Genomic DNA, 19,238 nt, shown 5'->3' with positions numbered 1-19,238 from the left:
GGCATTGAGATCAGCTAAAGTGCAACCGCCGTTTGAGAAGGCTGCACAACTGGAATTGTAATCATGAACTCGGCACCCTCTCCGGGTGCTGAATTGCAGATTAACTGACCTCCGTGTTTTTCTACGACAATTTGATAGCTAATTGATAATCCTAATCCTGTGCCGGCACCGACGGGTTTTGTGGTGAAGAATGGGTCAAATAGACGCCGGTGAACGGCTTCTGTCATTCCTGGCCCATTGTCTTTAATTCGGATTACGACACAGTTGTTTTCGACTGATTCTGTCTGAATCCGAATCGTTCTTTGTTCGCTGCCTTCTTTAGATAAGAAACTTTCGATCACGGATGGCTCATCAAGTATGTCAATGGCATTGGTAATGATGTTCATAAAGACTTGATTTAACTGGCCGGCGTAACACTCTATTAGGGGCAGTTTGCCATATTCTTTAACCACTTGAATTGCGCCATGTCCAGCTTTGTCTTTAAGCCGGTGTTGTAAAATCAGCAGGGTATTATTAATTCCTTCATGAATATCAACCGGCTTCATTTCGGCTTCATCCAACCGCGAGAAATTGCGTAGCGAGTAAACAATTTCGCGAATGCGATCAGCCCCCATTTTCATTGAAGACAGCAGTTTAGGTAAATCTTCACTTAAAAACTCTAGCTCAGCCGCCTCTATTTCCTCTGCAACTCTAGGTGTGGGATTGGGATATTCTTCCTGGTAAACTTCAATCAATTGCAGCAGGTTTTGGGCATACTCTTTGGCGTGAACTAAATTGCCATAGATAAAGTTAACCGGGTTGTTAATTTCGTGAGCTACGCCAGCAACCAACTGACCGAGAGACGACATTTTTTCGGTTTGAATCAGTTGAGTTTGGGTTGTTTGGAGTTCTTGCAAGGTCAGTTTTAATTGTTTCGCCTGTTCTTTAAGGCGCACATTTTTTTTCTGTAATTCCAGCGTGCGTTCTTCAACTCTCAACTCCAGCGTTCGGCTATAATCTTCTAATTGCTCATTCGCTGCTTTGAGGCGTTCAGTGGCATCTGACAAATTCCCATAAAGACGAGCATTTTCTAGCGAAATCGCAACTTGAGAAGATAGAAGTTTTAGGAGTTCTAGCCTGTCTGGAGTAAATGCGCCGGCGATCAAATTATTTTCCAAGTAAAGAATGCCGGTGAGTTTGCCTTGATTGATGATAGGCGCACATAAGATTGACTTGGGCTGCTTATTTGCGATATACGAATCGGTTGTAAAGAGTCCCTCACAAGCGGCATCATTTAAAACGACGCTTTCTTTCGTTCTTTCTACATAATTTATGACCGACAAAGGCAAATTACGGCTGGTTGCAACTGGGGTGTTAACACCCAATACCGTCTCATCTCGATCAACTGTAGCGCTGGCTTCTATCATCAGCGTCCCACTTTTTTCCAAGATGAGATAGCTGGTTTGAGCGCCGGCATTTTCCATAACAATTTGCATTAATTTCTCTAGCAAATTGCTTAAAAGGATTTCTCCGGAAATGGCTTGGGTTGCTTTAATGACGGTGGCTAAATCCATCGCTGCTGAACTGCCGCCGGTTGTCGAGACGGTTGTCTTGTGTAGGGACGTTAAATTTTGCGCCGGCTCATCTGCAATCTCTCGCTTCTGCCTCAAAGAAAGTAACTGTGGATATCTTTCTTCTAAGTCTTTTACCTTGGCTTTTGCTCCCCAGTTAATATAACCATAATGTGCTTTTGTTAAATACATTTGAGCAATTTCATCTCTTCCTTTCGTTAGATAAAATTCTGCGGCTAGTTCATAAGCGAGCGCTTCTTCCTGAATGTAACCCTGTTCTTTAGCTCCGGCAATCGCTCGATCATAATACTCTGCCGCTTCCCAATGTTGCCCCAAAACTCTTGCTTTCTCTGCTTCTACTAAATGATATTTATGCAGATAATTTGTTGGGGCGTGATTAGCCCAGTGCTGCATTTTTTCTTGATTCAGCTTCACTTGGCTTAATATTTTTTGCTGTTCGCTAGCATCGGTAGAGAGATAGTGGGCGAGGAGAGACAGAGAATAGTAAAAGTTGTGTTCAGGAACTGTCATCGAGCCAACGACACCTCCTGCGTATTCTGCGGTTAATTGGGCGTTTGCAATCGCTTGAGGATAATCTTTAAACAAGTAAGCAAGAATGGTTTTAGCAAGATATACAGAGAAAAGAGAAGTTTGATTATTAGTCGCTAGCAATCGCGGCAACATTTCCGCTTCATCAAAACTATTTCCAATTAACTGATATTTATTTTCCGCTTCTCCTAGCAAATTTAATACGAGCTGTCCCCATATTTTGGCGTAGTACAGAGGAAATTCCTGTTTCAGTTTGAGCAAGAGTTCAATGTAAGTCGTTTGCTTGGGAACAACAGATTCTAAACTTTGACCAACAAAAAATAGATAGTGGCAATAGTACATTGCACAATAGCCGGCATATTCGATGTCTCCGGTTTCTAAGCCGCTTTGAACGCCCTCCAATAATGGTGTAATCGCTTCTCTGCCGTGTTCCTTCCAGTGCCTAATCTGATTATTAAATACCATATATATTTTGCATTTTAATTCTTTAGCATTAAATTTATCTAATAAATGCAAAGCCATTTTTCCTGAGTAATATCCTGCATCTTGATCGCCCGCTGACCCACATAAAATTAAGCCATAAACGACATAAGTGTAAGCGGCTAATGCTGAATGACCGTACTTAACACAGATGTCGATCATTGTCAGTACGATTTGTGGAAAAACTTCTGGTTTGCCGATATAAGCAGGAGAATTCACAGCAATGAGTATCCGCATCGCTGCTTGTTGAACGGGATCTGTCAAAATGTGAATATTTTCTAAGTCTTCAATTTGAGGCAAGTCTAAGCATCCGCTTCCATTTTGGGGTACTGAAGAGAGGTCAACGCCTAGCATTTCTAAGACAGAAATTCCTGTCTCAACGGCTTTGAGCATTTGGTTTTGAGCGTTGTAAAATTGTATTTTTAGCTCATATACCTTGACTCGTTCAAGCAGGGTTTTAGCTTCTTGCAGGACGACTTCGCAACGCCGTTCGGCTTCCTCAAAGTTGGTGTTTAAATATTCAACTTCCACGGCTTCAACATAGAGTGCCAGTGTTAAGTCATACTGACTTTGCCAGGTGTCAATTGCCAGCAGTCCTATTGCTACATTTAAATATCTGAGTGCAGCTTCATAAGCGGTTGCTGCCTTGGCACGCCGGCCTGAAGTAAGATTGAGTGCTGCCAGTTCATCTTTTTGCTTTTGATTAGTAATTAAATCAGCGCCTATATTCAAATGGTTAACAATATCAAAAAGATTTTCAGCCAGCGTTTCGCGCCCCATATTTTGCAGCAGCAATTGACCGACTTTCAGGTGTACTTCTTTTTTATGGTCAGCAGGAATTAAGGCATAAGCTGCTTGCTGAACCCGGTCGTGTAAAAACTTGTAGTCAACCTGTATCTCTCTTACTGCGTTATTGATATCATCTGGATCAAACGCGAGGGGAATTTTATAGTCGGAATTCAAAGGTAGAATTAAACCGCGCTGAAGTGCCGGCCACAGTTCCCCAGCGGTAGCAATGGCCGGTTTTTCATTCACAATCGCCAGAATCTCTAAATTAAACTGATTTCCAATACAAGCGGCCAGCTTTAAGACGTTCTGCGTTGCCTCTGGCAGTTTTTGAATTTGGCTGACCATTAATTCAACGACATTTTCGGTAATTCCTATGGCTTGAATTTGGGCAATTTCCCAATCCCAAGAATCTGCAACGATGTCGTAAGCTAACAGATTCTCTGAATGCAGAGACTTGAGTAATTGAGTTAAGAAAAAAGGATTTCCTCCGGTTTTATTTAGCATGAGTTCTGCTAAATACTTTGCTTTGCCGGTGGAGCAACTCATTGTCTCTGCGATTAACTGAGTCACATGATCTAACTTTAAAGAACTCAGGGTTATCGTATTGACAATAGCTCCTGCTTTATGAATTTCCTCTAAAGTTAGTATGAAAGGATGGGTCGCACTGACTTCATTATCTCGATAAGCACCAATGAGTAATAAATATTGGCTTTCTGGATCTGTAATCAGTAGTTCAATTAACTTGAGCGAGGCCAAATCCGCCCACTGCAAGTCATCGAGAAATAAAACCAGTGGGTGTTCTTTTTTTGTGAAAACATGAATGAATTGTTGAAAGACTCGATTAAACCGATTTTGAGCTTCAGCAGCACCCAATTGCGGCACCGGCTGTTGTTTTCCAACAATCAGTTCAACTTCGGGAATTACATCGATAATCACCTGACCGTTGGGGCCAAAAGCCTCTAAAAGTTTTTGCTTCCAAGCTTCTATTTGTTCGCTGCTTTCTGTTAGCAGTTGCCGCATTAATGACTGGAAGGCTTGAATGAGTGAAGCATAAGGAATATTTCGCTTATATTGATCGAACTTGCCGGCAATAAAATATCCCCGTGCCGCTACAATGGGTTTATGAATTTCATTAACTAAGGCCGACTTGCCAATCCCTGAATAGCCGGCAACCAGCATCATTTCACTTTTGCCTTGTGCGGGCAAATTTGGGGTGAAAGTTGCTTGTTCTTCACCCAACTTTTCTACGATATTCGCCCCGGATCGGTTATCCTGCGGACAGGCTACGCGCACAAAAGCATTCATCAGTATGGCAACTTCGGCATCGCGTCCGTAAAGTTTTTGGGGAATGAGAAATTGACCAGATTTATCTCGCTGACCGACCGTAAAGTTTTCTATTTTGCCGGTGGTTTCTAACTGAATGAGACAGGCTTCTAAATCTGCTTTTAATCCTAATGCAGTTTGATAGCGATCTTCAGCGGTTTTGGCGAGTAATTTCATCACGATGTCAGAAACCGCTTTGGGAATTTCTGAATTGAGCTGATGAGGCGACACCGGCATTTTAGCAATGTGGCAGTGGACTAATTCCAGAGGATCGGTTGATTGAAAGGGTAGCCTGCCGGTGAGTATTTCATAAAAAGTAACCCCTAGAGAATAAAAGTCGGTGCGGTAGTCAATCGACCGATTCATTCTGCCGGTTTGCTCTGGAGACATATAGGCAAGCGTCCCTTCCAAAAAACTGGGATTGCTCAGTTGAGGACTTTCTGCCGAAAGGTGGGTGGCAATGCTGAAATCGATAATTTTTACTTGGTCAAGTTGCTTGTTTATAATAATATTATGAGGTTTAATATCTTTATGAATAATATGATTTTTGTGTAGATCGCTGAGGATGGAGGCTAGCTGAATTGCAATTTTTAAAAAATCTTTTGATGGAATTTTTTGAAGGGCTAGTAAATTTTTGAGGGATGCCCCGCTAAAATCTTCTAAAATGAGTGCCAAACCGTTTTGATAGTTCTCCAAACTATAGGGTTTTACAATTCCTTCTATATTCAGAGGTTCAAGGATTTTATACTCATGTCTCAAGCGGGTGAGCGCTTCTAAAGTGGGATACTCAGCTTTCAGGGTTTTAACGATCACTGAGGTTAATTCTGGCTCCCTAGCTCCACGATAAATGATGGTACTGATGCCTTCATGAATCGCTTCGATGAGTGTGTATCCTGACAGGGATTTGATCATGTTGGTTTTTAAGGCTGCTAAAGTTATGCTGAAGTAATGGGGTGGGGCTGGTAGATGTACTTACCTGATGGAAATTGCTATCGGCTTACGCGCCAGGGATTTAGTCGGATTGAACGTGACAGGTAGCAGCCAGCAGACTCGTGAGTGGAATGCAGTTGCGTTACCTTTAAGCCTACAATTTTAAAGTGATTTTAATAGGTTTAACCACCGAAAATTTAAGGAGCGCCGCTTGTGTAAATTCCCGGAGAAAACGAGTCCGTAAATTCCCATGTGAATTGCTTCTAGCAAGTGCAACTGTATATTTAGAAGTAGCCTAAGGAGCGGCTACTCGTAAATATAGCCGCAAAATTTAAATCCCCGTATAATTGCCGGCTGAGAATAAAAAATATCGAGAGCAAGTCAGTGAAACCTTATCAAAAAATGCCGATTCAGGAGTGCGACGAGCCTCTGGTGGCAATTCCTCTGGATTGCTTTGCAGTTGTTGCGCCTCATCCATACCAAGCCTTGGGTGCACCTTACGGGACAAAATCACCGTTTTATGTGCGTCAAGGTGTTTTAACCGGCTTAATAAACGCTCAAACCGAATTACAACACCGGCAGCCTGGTTGGCGCATCCAAATCTTCGATGCCTACCGGCCCATTTCAGTGCAGAAATTTATGGTAGACTACACCTTTGCTGAAATCGTCTCTCTCCACAATTTGACGGCGGCAGATTTAACAGAAACTCAGCGACAAGCCTTTTTAGAGCAGGTGTATCAATTTTGGGCAGCACCTAGCCTCAACCCAGCAACGCCGCCACCCCATAGCACCGGCGCTGCGGTGGATGTGACGCTGCTAGACGCCACAGGTGAGCCGGTGGATATGGGTTCTCCGATTGATGAAATTTCGCCGCGATCTTATCCGAATCATTTTGCCGGCAGCAAAGAGCCGGTGGAAATACAATATCACGCACATCGGCAGCTCTTGGCAGAAGTGATGAGTTCAGCCGGTTTTCAACGCCATTCCAACGAATGGTGGCACTTTTCCTGCGGCGATCAGATGTGGGCGTGGTTGTGCAGTCAACAGGGTGCCGGTGAGCCGGTTGTGGCGCGTTACGGGCGCGTAGAATAGCCAATGTGCGAGTAATTTTAGGGAAATAAAAATATGAAATAGCTTGGGAATTTAAGTGCCGGTGTTTTGATTGCTAATCGCCTTTTGAAATTCCCTCACCGCGTCATATTGATCTGAATAATTAACATACTGAGCCAATAGATTCAAGTCTAGTTCTGGTAGTAAAATACTGCGTTCGCACAGCTCATACTCCTGTTCCCCCAAATGATAAACCTCAAGCTTTCCATTTTGCCAAAACCACACTTCAGGAACACGAACTCGCTTGTAATTTTCCAGCACATTCACACCGCCGCTGGTAATAACCACCTCGATAATAATATCGGGAACAGGTTTTTTTGTTTCTAGATTATAAGAATCGTCAGGCTTTTTTCTTCCCCGAATCTCCCGATTTCCTAAAGTCGGGCCACCACGAGCGTAAAATCGGATGCCTTTCTCACGGAAGTAGGTTTCCAGTAATAGGTTAATTGTTCTCTTTTTGTCTTCATGTTCAGGTGAAAGCGGAGCCATAATATCCAATGTTCCATCAAGATAAATTAGTCGGGTGCCGGCAATTCCCTCCAAGGCTAATTCTATGGCTTCAAACTGCTCCCAACTAACTCCGTGTAAGGTTACACAACCTTCTTGAGGTGGCAAACCGGCTTGTTTCTCCAAAAGTGGTGAACTCATTTTAATGCCTGAATAGGAAAATTTTGGATTGCTCTATTACCTGCCCGATTAGAACTCACAATGGACAAGTTAACTTGATGATAACAAAAAGGTATTTGAACGAGGCCGCACTTATAAAATTCATTCTGCTGCTTGTTAAATCATTTTGAATGCTTGTTCAATACATCAAAAAGGTGTGGCTTCTTTTGGAGGAATTTTTTATAAGACAAAAAATGCGCCTGAGATTCTCTCAGACGCATAAAATTGATAAATTGTCAATACAAAATCTAACCGTTGAGTGCCTCAGCGCCGCCCACAACTTCCAGAATTTCTTGCGTAATTGCTGCCTGCCGCGCTTTGTTGTAAGACAGCGTCAGGCTGCCAATCAATTCTTTAGCGTTGTCACTGGCGCTGCTCATTGCCGTCATCCGCGCCGCCAGTTCGCTAGCCGCAGACTCTTGCAGTGCCCGCAGTAGCTGGTTACTGAGATACAGGGGCAACAAGGCGTCAAGAATTTGCACCGGATCTTGCTCAAATAGCATATCTCTCGGCAGACTCGTCATCGCCGGCGCACTCACTTTTTCGCGCTGAACTTGGAAATCTCCCCCTTGAGAAGTGAGGCGGAAAATTTCATCATCTCTAACTTCTAAACCTTGGGAAGTCAGCGGCAACAGCGTTTGAACAACCGGCCTGGAACTGATAAGCGAAACAAACTTGGTGTAAATCAATTCCACCCGATCCACTGTTTCAGACAAAAACAGCGACAGCAGTTGATCCGCAATTTGAGAAGCTTCATCTGCGGTGGGAATTTGTTCTAAGCCGGTGTAAGTCGCATCAATCGGCTGATTGCGTCGTTGGAAATACTGCGTGGCTTTGCGCCCCACCAGGACAAATCTGTAGTCCACGCCTTGAGCTTTCAGTTGCTTGGCCCGGTTTTCAGCCTGCTTGATGATGTTGTTGTTGTAGCCGCCACACAAACCGCGATCACCAGAAATGACGAGCAACCCAACCGACTTTACTTCCCGCTGCCGCAGCAAGGGGAGGTCGGCATCTTCAAACCGCAACCGGGCTTGTAAGCCGTAAAGCACTCGTACCAAGCGATCGGCAAAGGGGCGAGTTCCAATTACCTGTTCTTGGGCGCGACGTACTTTAGCGGCGGCCACAAGGCGCATGGCTTCTGTAATCTTTTTGGTATTTTTAACCGACTGGATACGGTCACGAATCGCTTTTAGATTTGCCATAATCTTGAGTCTTGAGTGTTTCTTAAGTCCTGAGTCCTGAGTTGGAGAGTTCTGAGTTTTGGGCATTGCTTTTTTACTCAGCACTCAGCACTCAGCACTCAGCACTTTTTATGCCATTGCCTTGAAGGCTTGAGTGCTGCTTTCTGAGTTTTGGCGTTGCTTTTTACTCAAAATTCAGCACTCAGCACCCAGCACTTTTTACGCCATTGCTTTGAATGATTGCTTGAATTCGGCGACTGCTTCTTTCAGAACCTTTTCTGCCTCATCACCCAGCTTCTTCTCAGTCTTAATCAACTCAGCATACTTGGGCTTGCTGGTGCGTAAATATTCGCGCAAACCTTTAGTAAAGGTGGTGATTTTGTTAACTGGGATGTCATCCATTAGGCCATTAATACCGGCATAGATAATCGCCACTTGCTCGTTCACCGGCAGCGGAGAATATTGAGACTGTTTCAGCAGTTCGCGTAAACGCTCACCCCGTGCCAGTTGGTTCTGAGTGGTTTGATCCAAGTCGGAGGCGAACTGAGCGAAGGCTGCCAAGTCGTCATACTGAGCCAGTTCCAGTTTCACCTTACCGGCAACTTGTTTCATTGCCTTGGTTTGAGCGGCGGAACCCACACGGGACACGGAGATACCGGGGTTTACTGCAGGTCTCAGACCAGAGTTGAACAGGTTGGAAGAAAGGAAAATCTGGCCATCGGTAATCGAAATCACGTTGGTCGGGATGTAGGCAGATACGTCACCGGCTTGGGTTTCGATGATGGGTAGGGCGGTCATGCTGCCTTCACCCAGTTCGTTGCTGAGCTTTGCAGCCCGTTCTAGCAAACGAGAGTGGAGGTAGAAAACGTCCCCAGGATAGGCTTCCCGTCCGGGTGGCCGGCGCAGCAGCAAAGACATTTGACGGTAAGCTTGGGCTTGCTTGGAAAGGTCATCGTAGACCACCAAGGTGTGCTTGCCTTTATACATGAAGTATTCCGCCATACTCGCGCCGGTGTAGGGAGCGAGGTATTGCAATGTTGCGGGGTCACTTGCGTTTGCAGCAACAACGATGGTATAGTCCATCGCGCCTTTTTCTTGGAGAACGTTGACGATGTTCGCCACGGTTGAGGCTTTTTGGCCAATAGCGACGTAAACGCAGATTACGTTTTCGCCTTTTTGGTTGATGATGGTGTCAATGGCGATTGAAGTTTTGCCGGTTTGCCGGTCGCCAATGATCAGTTCGCGCTGGCCACGTCCGATGGGAATCATGGAGTCGATGGCGGTGATGCCGGTTTGCAGCGGTTCATACACTGAGCGGCGTTCGATAATACCGGGTGCCGGTGATTCAATCAAACGAGTTTCGCTAGTGTTGATTTCGCCTTTGCCATCGATCGCACGGCCTAGGGCGTCCACGACACGACCCACAAGGGCATCACCCACCGGCACCTCAGCAATTCTGCCGGTGGAGGTGACAGAGGAGCCTTCTTGAATATCGCGGCCTTCACCCATGAGCACTGCGCCCACGTTATCTTCTTCAAGGTTCAGGGCGATGCCAATGGTGCCGTCTTCAAATTCGAGCAGTTCGCCGGCCATTGCTTGTTCCAAGCCATAAATCCGGGCGATGCCGTCGCCAACTTGCAGCACGGTTCCGACGTTTGAAACTTTAACGTCTTGGTCGTACTGCTCAATTTGCTGCCGAATAATATTGCTGATTTCGTCAGGTCTAATACTTACCATTTTTGTTACTTGTCAGGTGTCAGATGTCAGAGCTCAGGTGTAAGTTGTTGCCGGTCAATATGTCCTTTGTCATTGGCAACGGACAAAGAACGTTTAACAAATGACTAAGCCGCACTGCTGAGGCGGATACCAATACGGCGCAGCTGTCCTCGCAAACTAGCGTCAACGACTTGCGATCCCACTTTAATTATGACGCCGCCAATCAAGTCGGGGTCTATTTTGGTACTCAGTTCAACAGCTCGTGCGCTGGTCATTGCTTGTACCTTTTCACGGACTGCTTGCTGCTGCGCTTCTGTCAGTTCTACTGCAGAGATGACTTCAGCTAAAACGGTTTGATTGAGTTCGCGCAGAAGTGTCAGGTATTGTTGAGCGATACCTTCTAAGAACAAGATGCGACGCCTATCTACAAGCAGCATCAAAAAATTGCGGGTGAAGGGGTGAACTCCCTCGCCGGCAATTTGTCCTAAAACTGCTTTTTTGTCCGCTTCTTTTACGAAGGGATTGCCCAAAAACTGGCGCAATTCTTCTGAATTTTCCACAGCACTGAGCAGGGAACGCACATCTTCTCCGATTTGCTCTGTGAGATTTTGCGCTTTAGCCGCCGACATCAGAGCTTCTGCGTAGGGTTCGAGGATTTCAGCACTAACCAAACTGCCTTTCATCAACGCCCTCCTAGCATCGTAATGCTGCGATCAATCAATTGTTGCTGAGTACCCTCATTTAATTGAGACTTGAGTTGAGACTCAACTTGCTGCAAAGCCAGTGCTGCGACGCGCTGGCGCAGTTCCTTCAGCACCCGATCCAGGTCAGAATTTAGATCTCTGGCTGCATCTGCCTTGAGGCGCTCAACATCTTTGGTTGCCTGCGCTAAGATGGCTTCTTTTGCCACTTTTGCCCGTTCTTCTGCGCTGCGGCGGATTCGTTCTGCCTCGGCTTGGGCTTGGGTTAATTTTTGCTGCGCGTCGGACAATGCTGCCGCTGCGTCTTTCTGCCGCTTTTCTGCTTCCTTAATGGCTGTTTCAATGGCGGCGCGTCGTTCACTGAGGATCTTCCCCAAGAAACCACGCCCGAAGTAAAACAGCACTCCAATAATAATCGCCAGGTTTATTAGGTTGGTTTCTAATATGTCTATATTGAGACCGACCCCACCTTCCGCTAATTCCGAGTGCACTTCACTGGCTGCTGTAGCCAATACTAAAAAAATCCCCATCATACTCAATCCATAACTGTGTTCATTAGCTCTGGGCTAGGAGAATTGAGAATTGAGAATTGAGAATTGGGAAGTCATTCTTAATTCTTAATTCTTAATTCTTCATTTGACTAACTCAGGGCCGAGGAGTTTTTCGAGGATCTGGCGACTGAGGGTGTCCACCTGTTGTTCAAGAGATCGCATGGCTTCTTGTTTTTGCTGTTCGATCTCTTGCTGAGCTTTTTCTCGCTCTTGCTGGGCCTGTTTTTGCGCTTGGGCTATTTGCTCAGCCGCCATTTTTTGGGCATCTGCTTCAGCCTGGGCAATAATTGCTTGAGACTGCCGACGAGATTCCCCTAGCTGTTGCTCATATTGAGATGCCAACATCTGGGATTTTTCCAGGCGTTCGCGGGCTTGTTTTTGATTGTTGCGGATGTACTCCTCCCGCTCATCTATTGCCTTAGTCAAGGGCTTATAAAAGATTGCGTTCAGAATCGCCGCCAATAGTAAAAACTGCACAGCCATCAAAGGCAGCGTGGCATCTATATCAAATAGCCCGCCTCCCTCCTCTGCAGCAGTTTCAACGGCTAATAAAATTGTCCAGTATGTCATGGCTTTTAATGAACCCGATCTCTGTTAATAAAGAGCGATTTGCGGGTGAAGATTGAGTGATGAAGGATGAAGGATGAAAGATAATTTCACGCTTCACCCTTCACCTTAAGCACTACGCACACGCTGAGCGATCGCCCCTGCTTCAGTGCGTTAGAACTTCAGTTTTTTCTTAGGCAAACGGGTTGGCGAATAGCAGCACCAGGGCAACCACTAGACCATAAATGGTGAGCGCTTCCATGAATGCCAAGCTCAACAGCAGGGTGCCACGAATTTTTCCTTCTGCTTCGGGCTGACGGGCAATCCCTTCCACAGCTTGACCTGCAGCATTACCTTGACCGATACCAGGGCCGATCGCGGCTAAACCAACAGCAAGAGAAGCGGCCAAAACGGAAGCAGCAGCAACTAATGGATCCATGATAATTTTCCTGACTTCTAGTACAAGTAACTGAACAAACGACAGAATCAAAATTTTTAGATTTTAGATTTTAGATTTTAGACTTTAGGATCTAAAATCCACGTCTCCAAAATCTACAATTTCATCAACGCAGTGAGGGTTCACTCGTGATGCTCTTCACCACCATGCCCTTCCATTGCCTCATGAATGTAGGCAGCTGCCAGAGTGGCAAAAATCAACGCCTGAATCGCACTGGTAAAAAGTCCCAAAATCATGACCGGCAATGGCACAAACAAGGGAACCAGCAGCACCAGTACCGCCACCACCAATTCATCCGCCAAAATGTTGCCAAATAGACGGAACGAGAGCGAGAGGGGCTTGGTAAAATCTTCCAGAATGTTGATGGGCAAAAGGATTGGCGTTGGCTGGATATACTTGGCAAAGTATTCTAAGCCGCGCTTGCTGAAGCCGGCATAAAAATACGCCAGAGATGTCAGCAGTGCCAGGGCCACGGTGGTGTTAATGTCATTGGTTGGGGCAGCCAATTCACCTTCAGGCAAATGGATTAGCTTCCAGGGAATTAATGCTCCCGACCAATTTGACACAAAAATGAACAGAAATAGTGTGCCAATAAATGGCACCCAAGGGCGGTACTCTTTCTCGCCAATCTGGTTTTTGGCCAGATCCCTGATAAAGTCCAGGGCGTATTCCATAAAGTTTTGCATACCACGGGGAATTCGCTGTACGTTCCGCGTGGCTGCCAGGGAAGCTATCACTAGCACGGCAATTACAAACCAGGAGGTGAGAAACACCTGTCCATGCAGTTTTAGATTGCCGATTTGCCAGTATAAATGCTGGCCGACTTCCAATTTGGCGAGGGGAAGAGTGTAAAGGGCGTTTAAAACATCCAGCATATCGATTCAGGAGTCTTCCAAGCGCGATGTCCATCAGGACATACGACTGGGCGAAAGAGTAGTTGGAGGATTCACAGGTTGTCTGACTTATTTAGGTCAGGCATGAGTGTTGTTCGCAACACATAAACGATGAGCGCGGCTTTATATGTCAGAAATCCCAAAAATATGGGCAATATGTGTAGCTGATTCCATTGAGTTGCTACTATAATCAACCCAATGAATATTGCTAACCGCGTCTTGCTAAGACGCTCTTTTTCTCTGCCAAGGCGCTCAACGTCCTTCGCCAACATTCTCAAGTAAACCACACCTGTGCACGCCCCGATCAAATAATTCAGGGCAATGTTTAGCGAGTAAGCAATCCAGACAGAAACGAAGATAATCCCTGTCAGTGCCAGAGTCCATAGCAATAACTCTTGTTGGAGTTGGTAGAACTCTTGCATCGATTCATCCGGTTCTGATCGAACAGAAACAGATTGAGGAGCATCTTCCGTTGCGGAAGTCGGTTCGAGAGAGTCGTCTGGCAAGTTCACCAAAAGATGTTTGGATGTGCAGGCCACTGCCAATGATATCACGCAGGGGTAACAATTCTTAAAAAAGAATTAATCAGATGGGCATGGGGCATGGGGGATGGGGGATTGGGCATAGGGCATGGGGCATGGGGCATGGCTTCGCCAACCTAAAGGTAGGGGGATTGGGCATGAGGAGATTGGGAAAAAGGGGGAATTTTTGGTGTGTAGGGCGTTAGTTCCTAGCTCTACACTTAATCCTGCTGGTGGGAGAATAGGTAGGCACCGGCAGCCGAGAGGGCAATGGCAATGACCAGCAACACCGGCACGCTGTACCAGGGAAATTGGGAAGCCGGCAAATAAGCGGCAGCACGTAAGCCAATGCTGGTATAAGTCAGCGGCAGCAGATAGACAATTGCTTTAATTGCCGCCGGCAGGGTTGCCGGATCAAAAAATGTCGCACCTAAGAAAGACATCGGGATAATCAAAAAATTGTTTGCCAAACCGACACTTTCCAGGGACTTGACACTTAAGCCCATAATCACCCCCAACCCAGAAAATACGGCACAGTTAAGCAGCAGCAACAAAAGAAACAGCGGGTTGAGAAAACTCCACACCTTGCCGGTGAACAAAATCGCCACGAGGATCACAGAACCCGATGTCATCAACCCGCGCACAATTCCCGCTATCATTTTGCCGATGTGCAACGCTAAGGGGTGCACCGGCATCAGCAACATCTCTTCAAATGTCTTGCTAAACAGCCGGTCACCACAAATTGAAAACGTGGTGCCTCCAAAACAAATTGCCATCGATGACAGCGCCACCATCCCCGGCAGCATAAATTCCAAATAGCTGCTGTAATTACCACTAATTCCTGATCCAGGCTTGATTGAGCTTCCTAGCCCCAAGCCAAAAGCGAGAATGTAGATCAACGGCGACACCAACCCAGAGGCGGCAACTTGGACAATTCGCACGCGCAAATCAAGCCAATCTCCCCAAAATACAGTGAGACTGTCTTGCCAAATGGTCCTAATCAGCGAAGGTTTCAGCGAGGTATCAAAGTTCACAGATGCTAGAGCGTTGAGATTGTCGATCCGTATTGTTACATTTGTCAACGCTCCAACTTAAAACTTTCAACTCAACACTGACGTTAGAAAGGATGTCGAGTTAATTTGCCACTCATATTTTTTTGGACTTGTCAAGAATTCCTCTCTTCTTCACCCTTGGCATGAGAGCGCCTTTACTCAGAACTCAGCACTCAGCACTCCTTATTAATTCAGCCAAGGGGGATTGGTAACATTGTGAGGATTTGAGAGCCATAAATCATAGCGAGTAAGCGTTTCACCTGTTTGCAGGTGCTTGATGAATGGCTTAGCCATCCAAATTTGGCAGCCGCACAGCGGTTTCGGTTCCTTGATTTCAAAGCCGCCGGCAGTTGGTTGCACCTGGAAAAATTCAATATGCCAGTGAGCCGGCTCAACGGCTATGTGGGTCGGGGTTTCCGTCCCAGCGGCAACGCCTGCCTGACGGTTATCAGCTTTAATGGCGCTTGTAAAAAAGTCAATATCGAGCAAATAAGATTCAAACCCTTGCGTGCCGGCAACTGCTAAAATCTGCTGCCAATCATAAACAATCGGTTGCTCACCCTCCCAGCACGTATCTGTGGTGAAGCAGTAGCCCCCCAAAAGCCACACCAATTTTGACAAAATGCTTTCGACTCTGGATCGGTCGCGTTGCAGAAGTTCCACATCCTCAGGCAGTAGCAGGCGACCGGGTACACACCACCAGTATTCCCAAGCAACTAAGGCGTCTAGGGGAATAATCCGTTTGACGATGCCGGGAATGCGATCACGTAACTGAATTTTCTGAATTTCTGCCGGCGTTGCTTGTCGCGGGTCGGGAATTGGCAGTTCCAGGTTTTTGGCTAGGGGATGCGAGTGAGCGATGGCCATTTCGTTTGGGATAAACGAGTGCATATCCAATAGCAACGCGTCAGTATCTACCATGATCCATCCCTCAAGTAGTTATTGCCCAATTCACAGATAAGTAGGCGGAAAAAATTCAACACTCCTAAACAGGGGAATAGGGCTTTTGATATGATCATCACCACATCCGTAGCTTGCTCGGTGCGAAGCAGTGGGATGGGGCAAGGCTGCACCATCCTGAATATATGGGGACGAGGTAAAGGAGTTGCGTTTATCGATATCCGCCTACTTAACTTGTGATTTTAAGTTTAGAACCTTATCCATAGAGCAATCTTAAAACTTTATGACAATTTAAACATTTTTTATATTTATTTACCAAAGGTGAATAAATATCACTTTTATATAAAACTTTAGCGTCCACCGGCTTGGAAAATAAATATCCCTAGCACCATTCACCTTTGAGGGAGCGCAGGATCGCTAATTGTTCGCTATTTTATCTGCCTAAAGCCGTATCTTTTTCTAAATTTTCTACCCTTAAAACCGGCAAGGGGGCGATGACAGGTTTCACTTCCTGTCCTACCCTAACTTACGGCATTCCGTTTTATGGGTTGATTAATATCGTTATTTGCAGCCTGTTTATTATGGCAACTCATAACGGTTTTTTTAGGTTTAATGGCAACTTCACCGTAAATGTTGTGCCGCTTCCAGGTTCGCTCGTCACTAAAATTGTGCCCCTGTGTAAATCTGTCGCTCGTTTCACAATAGCTAAACCCAGACCTGTTCCCGGTATTTCGCTAGCATTTTGGCCGCGATAGAAAGGTTCAAACAATCGTTCTTGGTCTTCTGGAGTAATGCCAATCCCCTGGTCTTGAATGTGGAAGACTGCCTCGCCTTCCCACTCTGCGAGTTTAAAATAAACCTTGCTATTGGGTGGCGAATATTTCAGCGCATTTGAAAGTAAATTGCTGAGAATGTACCGCAACAATTTCTCGTCCATACAGGCTTCGCAACTATCCCCTTGCCGAATAAAGGAAATTGTTGTGTTATTGACTGCCCCCATTTGAATTTCTTCAACCAAATTGCAACAAAAATTATCCAAATCTATGGGTGCTGGATTAAACGCTAGTTTATCCACATCTGAGCGCCCGACGATTAGAACATCCTCTAACAAATCGGTCATTCTTCTAACCGCTTCCTTAATTCGACCGAAATATTTTTTGTGTTGCCTTTTGGACAATTGTTTGCTGTGATTTTCGAGTAATTCTGTAAAACCTAAAATGACTGTTAGGGGGTTACGAAATTCATGGGTGACCATGTAAACAAACCGAGATTTAAGTAAATTGAGTTCTTTTTCTTTAGCTAGAGCTAAACGAATCTCGGCTTCTAAGCGCTGGCGTTCGGCAATTTCATAACGCAGTTGCTCATTCACCAGAGTGAGAGCGGCGGTACGTTCCTCAACTTTGGTTTCGAGCTGTTCATTCAGCTGTTGCAGTGCTGCTTCAGCCCGCTTGCGCCCGCTAATGTCTCGCACGATTGCTAAAGCTGAGCCATCGGTTTCGATCTCTACATCTTCTGTATTAACGATTCGCACCTCGTAATCGCGCAGATTGTTATTGAGGGGGATCTGGTACTCAAAGATTTGCGTCTCGCCGGTTGAGAGCGCTTGCGTTGCATAGTGGGTGATCGCACTTGCCACCTCCACCGGCAGGATCTCCCGCACATTTTTACCTAAAACGTCACACTTGGATACCACCGGCTGAAAATCATCTGCCGGCAAAAAATCCAAAAAAGTGCCATCTTTACTGATGCAAAACATAGTATCCGGGATAGCGCTAAGAATGGCGCGATTTTTAGCCTCGCTGTGTCTCAGTGCCGCCTCTGCCTGCCGGCGTTCTCGTCGCCCTGCTGCCTCGCGCAACTCCCGCTCAATCGCGGGAAGTAGTCGGGCAAGCTTGTCCTTCATCACATAATCATGGGCACCGGCTTTCATCGCAGCAACCGCCACTTCCTCACCAATTCTGCCTGAGACAATAATGAATGGCAGATCCAGCCCTTTGTCGCGCATCAGATGCAAAGCGGCTAGGGCGTTGAAGTGAGGTAAAGAATAATCCGCCAAAATAATATCCCAGTTGTGCCCCTCAAGGGCGGCGCTCATCGCCTGCGCGGTTTCCACCCGTTCCACAAAAGGCTGGTAACCGCCGCGTCTGAGTTCGCGCAGCATCAGAACCGCGTCGTTTTCCGAATCTTCTACAATCAAAACCCGTAACGACACACTCATAGAATTTACAGCCGCACCGGCGGGGCTTCGTTGAGCAGTAACCAATACAGCCCCAACTGCTGCACGGCTTGGGAAAATTCAGTAAAATCAACAGGTTTACGGACGTAGCTGTTAGCACCCAAGCTGTAACTCCTGATGATGTCTTGTTCTTCACGAGAAGTCGTGAGCACCACTACCGGCAGCAGTTGTGTTCGCTTATCTGCCCGCAAGCGTTGCAGCACTTGCAGTCCATCGAGTTTTGGCAGCTTTAAATCTAGCAAGATGAGCTGTGGCATCAGGCTCGTATCACGCCCCGCATAATTGCCGGTGCCGAACAGGTAATCTAAAGCTTCAACCCCATCATTAACAACGATTACCTCATTGGCGATATTACTTTTTCTCAGGGCACGAAGGGTTAAAACTTGATCGTCTGGGTTGTCTTCTACGAGCAGGATAATTTTGTTGTCCATTGTTTAGTTATTTACTGTCTCTTGTGTGGGGGCGGATGCCGGTCAAGATAGATTGATCTAAAGTTAAGCGAAATGTGAGCTGTCTAGTTGTCCTTTCCAGTCTCTAGTAGCAGTGCCTTTTGCCCTGTATTCCTTTTTGGCACCAAGTTTTAAAATTTAAACAATAAAAAGTCGTGTTAGCGTTGCCTTTGCGTTTCTGCACAAATCAACCAGCCGGTTAATTTTGAGAAATGCCGCCCAGTCATCGCGCATCCCTGAAAAAGTACAACAAAAGTAACTGAGCTTTCAGTTCAGTAAGAGACAGCTTAGCTGAATCTACAGATGGCCGGCTGGTAAATCTTCTAAACTACTTGCTGGTAGGTTAACATCTGCCTTGCCCCGAATGCCAACCCTTTGTAGAGTTCGGTTTATCAGAGGGCCAGAAAATGGTCAAAGTGATGGCTAGCTTATTTGGCTGATTGTCGCTGTCATTATTCTTTCCACCGGCACTGCGCTCACAATCGAAATCCATCAGGCAACAACTCGGCTGCCGGTATTCTGCACAACGCCATCAAAGGGAAGCGCAAGGCTGCCGGTTATTGGGTGAGCAAGGATGAAAATGCCGGTTGACCCTTGTAACCAAATTGCCCAATCAAAATCGCTAGGTTCGTTCAATG

Annotated in this window: 18 protein-coding genes; 3 read left to right on the top strand and 15 right to left on the bottom strand. The window is 46.0% G+C overall.

The features are described 5' to 3' along the window. Positions 1-14 precede the first annotated feature (14 nt). A complete protein-coding gene (locus tag H6F73_RS01425; protein WP_190757031.1) occupies positions 15-5,603 on the bottom strand; it encodes an ATP-binding sensor histidine kinase in 5,589 nt (1,862 codons plus the stop codon). A gap of 402 nt (positions 5,604-6,005) precedes the next feature. Here H6F73_RS01425 and H6F73_RS01420 point away from each other — a divergent pair, with 402 nt between their 5' ends. Then, on the top strand, positions 6,006-6,713 hold the full coding sequence (locus H6F73_RS01420; RefSeq protein ID WP_347239446.1) for a M15 family metallopeptidase: 708 nt from the start codon (positions 6,006-6,008) through the stop codon (positions 6,711-6,713). A gap of 51 nt (positions 6,714-6,764) precedes the next feature. Here the strand turns inward: H6F73_RS01420 and H6F73_RS01415 are convergent, their stop codons facing one another. The 9 genes from H6F73_RS01415 to H6F73_RS01375 form a co-directional block, all read right to left on the bottom strand. After that, entirely contained in the window at positions 6,765-7,379 is a 615-nt protein-coding gene (locus H6F73_RS01415; RefSeq protein ID WP_190757030.1) for a Uma2 family endonuclease, read from the bottom strand. A 266-nt stretch (positions 7,380-7,645) separates the two neighbouring features. Next, positions 7,646-8,599 (bottom strand): F0F1 ATP synthase subunit gamma, encoded by a 954-nt coding sequence (locus tag H6F73_RS01410; protein WP_190757029.1) that lies wholly within the window; start codon positions 8,597-8,599, stop codon positions 7,646-7,648. A 198-nt stretch (positions 8,600-8,797) separates the two neighbouring features. Then, entirely contained in the window at positions 8,798-10,315 is a 1,518-nt protein-coding gene (gene atpA, locus H6F73_RS01405; RefSeq protein ID WP_190757028.1) for a F0F1 ATP synthase subunit alpha, read from the bottom strand. A gap of 104 nt (positions 10,316-10,419) precedes the next feature. Next, positions 10,420-10,977: an ATP synthase F1 subunit delta gene (gene atpH, locus H6F73_RS01400; RefSeq protein WP_190757027.1), complete on the bottom strand. Its 558-nt coding sequence runs from the start codon at positions 10,975-10,977 to the stop codon at positions 10,420-10,422. Next, positions 10,977-11,525 (bottom strand): F0F1 ATP synthase subunit B, encoded by a 549-nt coding sequence (locus H6F73_RS01395; RefSeq protein ID WP_190757088.1) that lies wholly within the window; start codon positions 11,523-11,525, stop codon positions 10,977-10,979. Before H6F73_RS01395 ends, atpH begins: the two co-directional genes overlap by 1 nt. A gap of 102 nt (positions 11,526-11,627) precedes the next feature. Beyond that, on the bottom strand, positions 11,628-12,116 hold the full coding sequence (locus H6F73_RS01390) for a F0F1 ATP synthase subunit B' (protein ID WP_190757026.1): 489 nt from the start codon (positions 12,114-12,116) through the stop codon (positions 11,628-11,630). 169 nt (positions 12,117-12,285) lie between these two features. Further along, the gene (gene atpE / locus H6F73_RS01385; protein ID WP_190670864.1) at positions 12,286-12,531 is read right to left on the bottom strand and encodes an ATP synthase F0 subunit C; all 246 of its coding nucleotides are present in this window, start codon (positions 12,529-12,531) and stop codon (positions 12,286-12,288) included. Positions 12,532-12,671: 140 nt separating this feature from the next. Beyond that, positions 12,672-13,430 (bottom strand): F0F1 ATP synthase subunit A, encoded by a 759-nt coding sequence (gene atpB / locus H6F73_RS01380; RefSeq protein WP_190671194.1) that lies wholly within the window; start codon positions 13,428-13,430, stop codon positions 12,672-12,674. A 65-nt stretch (positions 13,431-13,495) separates the two neighbouring features. Continuing rightward, positions 13,496-13,996, bottom strand: a complete 501-nt coding sequence (locus H6F73_RS01375; protein ID WP_347239445.1) for an ATP synthase subunit I — start codon at positions 13,994-13,996, stop codon at positions 13,496-13,498. A gap of 41 nt (positions 13,997-14,037) precedes the next feature. Here H6F73_RS01375 and H6F73_RS26850 point away from each other — a divergent pair, with 41 nt between their 5' ends. Further along, positions 14,038-14,169, top strand: a complete 132-nt coding sequence (locus tag H6F73_RS26850; protein WP_277882572.1) for a hypothetical protein — start codon at positions 14,038-14,040, stop codon at positions 14,167-14,169. A 15-nt stretch (positions 14,170-14,184) separates the two neighbouring features. On the opposite strand, the gene H6F73_RS01370 is transcribed toward H6F73_RS26850, so the two are convergent. Continuing rightward, positions 14,185-14,979 carry an ABC transporter permease gene (locus H6F73_RS01370; RefSeq protein ID WP_199330370.1) on the bottom strand — a complete coding sequence of 265 codons (795 nt, stop codon included), beginning with the start codon at positions 14,977-14,979 and terminating at the stop codon, positions 14,185-14,187. Positions 14,980-15,201: 222 nt separating this feature from the next. Beyond that, a complete protein-coding gene (locus H6F73_RS01365) occupies positions 15,202-15,936 on the bottom strand; it encodes a hypothetical protein (RefSeq protein WP_199330349.1) in 735 nt (244 codons plus the stop codon). Positions 15,937-16,026: 90 nt separating this feature from the next. Between H6F73_RS01365 and H6F73_RS26845 the strand changes: the two genes are divergently transcribed. Then, a complete protein-coding gene (locus H6F73_RS26845; RefSeq protein ID WP_277882571.1) occupies positions 16,027-16,155 on the top strand; it encodes a hypothetical protein in 129 nt (42 codons plus the stop codon). 349 nt (positions 16,156-16,504) lie between these two features. Here the strand turns inward: H6F73_RS26845 and H6F73_RS01360 are convergent, their stop codons facing one another. The 3 genes from H6F73_RS01360 to H6F73_RS01350 all read right to left on the bottom strand — a co-directional run bounded on the left by H6F73_RS01360 (position 16,505) and on the right by H6F73_RS01350 (position 19,236). Further along, positions 16,505-18,133 carry an ATP-binding protein gene (locus H6F73_RS01360; RefSeq protein WP_190757025.1) on the bottom strand — a complete coding sequence of 543 codons (1,629 nt, stop codon included), beginning with the start codon at positions 18,131-18,133 and terminating at the stop codon, positions 16,505-16,507. 5 nt (positions 18,134-18,138) lie between these two features. Further along, on the bottom strand, positions 18,139-18,582 hold the full coding sequence (locus H6F73_RS01355) for a response regulator (RefSeq protein ID WP_190757024.1): 444 nt from the start codon (positions 18,580-18,582) through the stop codon (positions 18,139-18,141). 510 nt (positions 18,583-19,092) lie between these two features. Then, entirely contained in the window at positions 19,093-19,236 is a 144-nt protein-coding gene (locus H6F73_RS01350) for a hypothetical protein (RefSeq protein WP_190757023.1), read from the bottom strand. Positions 19,237-19,238: the final 2 nt, after the last annotated feature.

The sequence above is a fragment of the Microcoleus sp. FACHB-68 genome (assembly GCF_014695715.1).
Lineage (GTDB): Bacteria > Cyanobacteriota > Cyanobacteriia > Cyanobacteriales > Oscillatoriaceae > FACHB-68.
The sequence above is the reverse complement of the archived record's forward strand: the minus strand, read 5'-3'. Positions and strand labels throughout refer to the sequence as shown.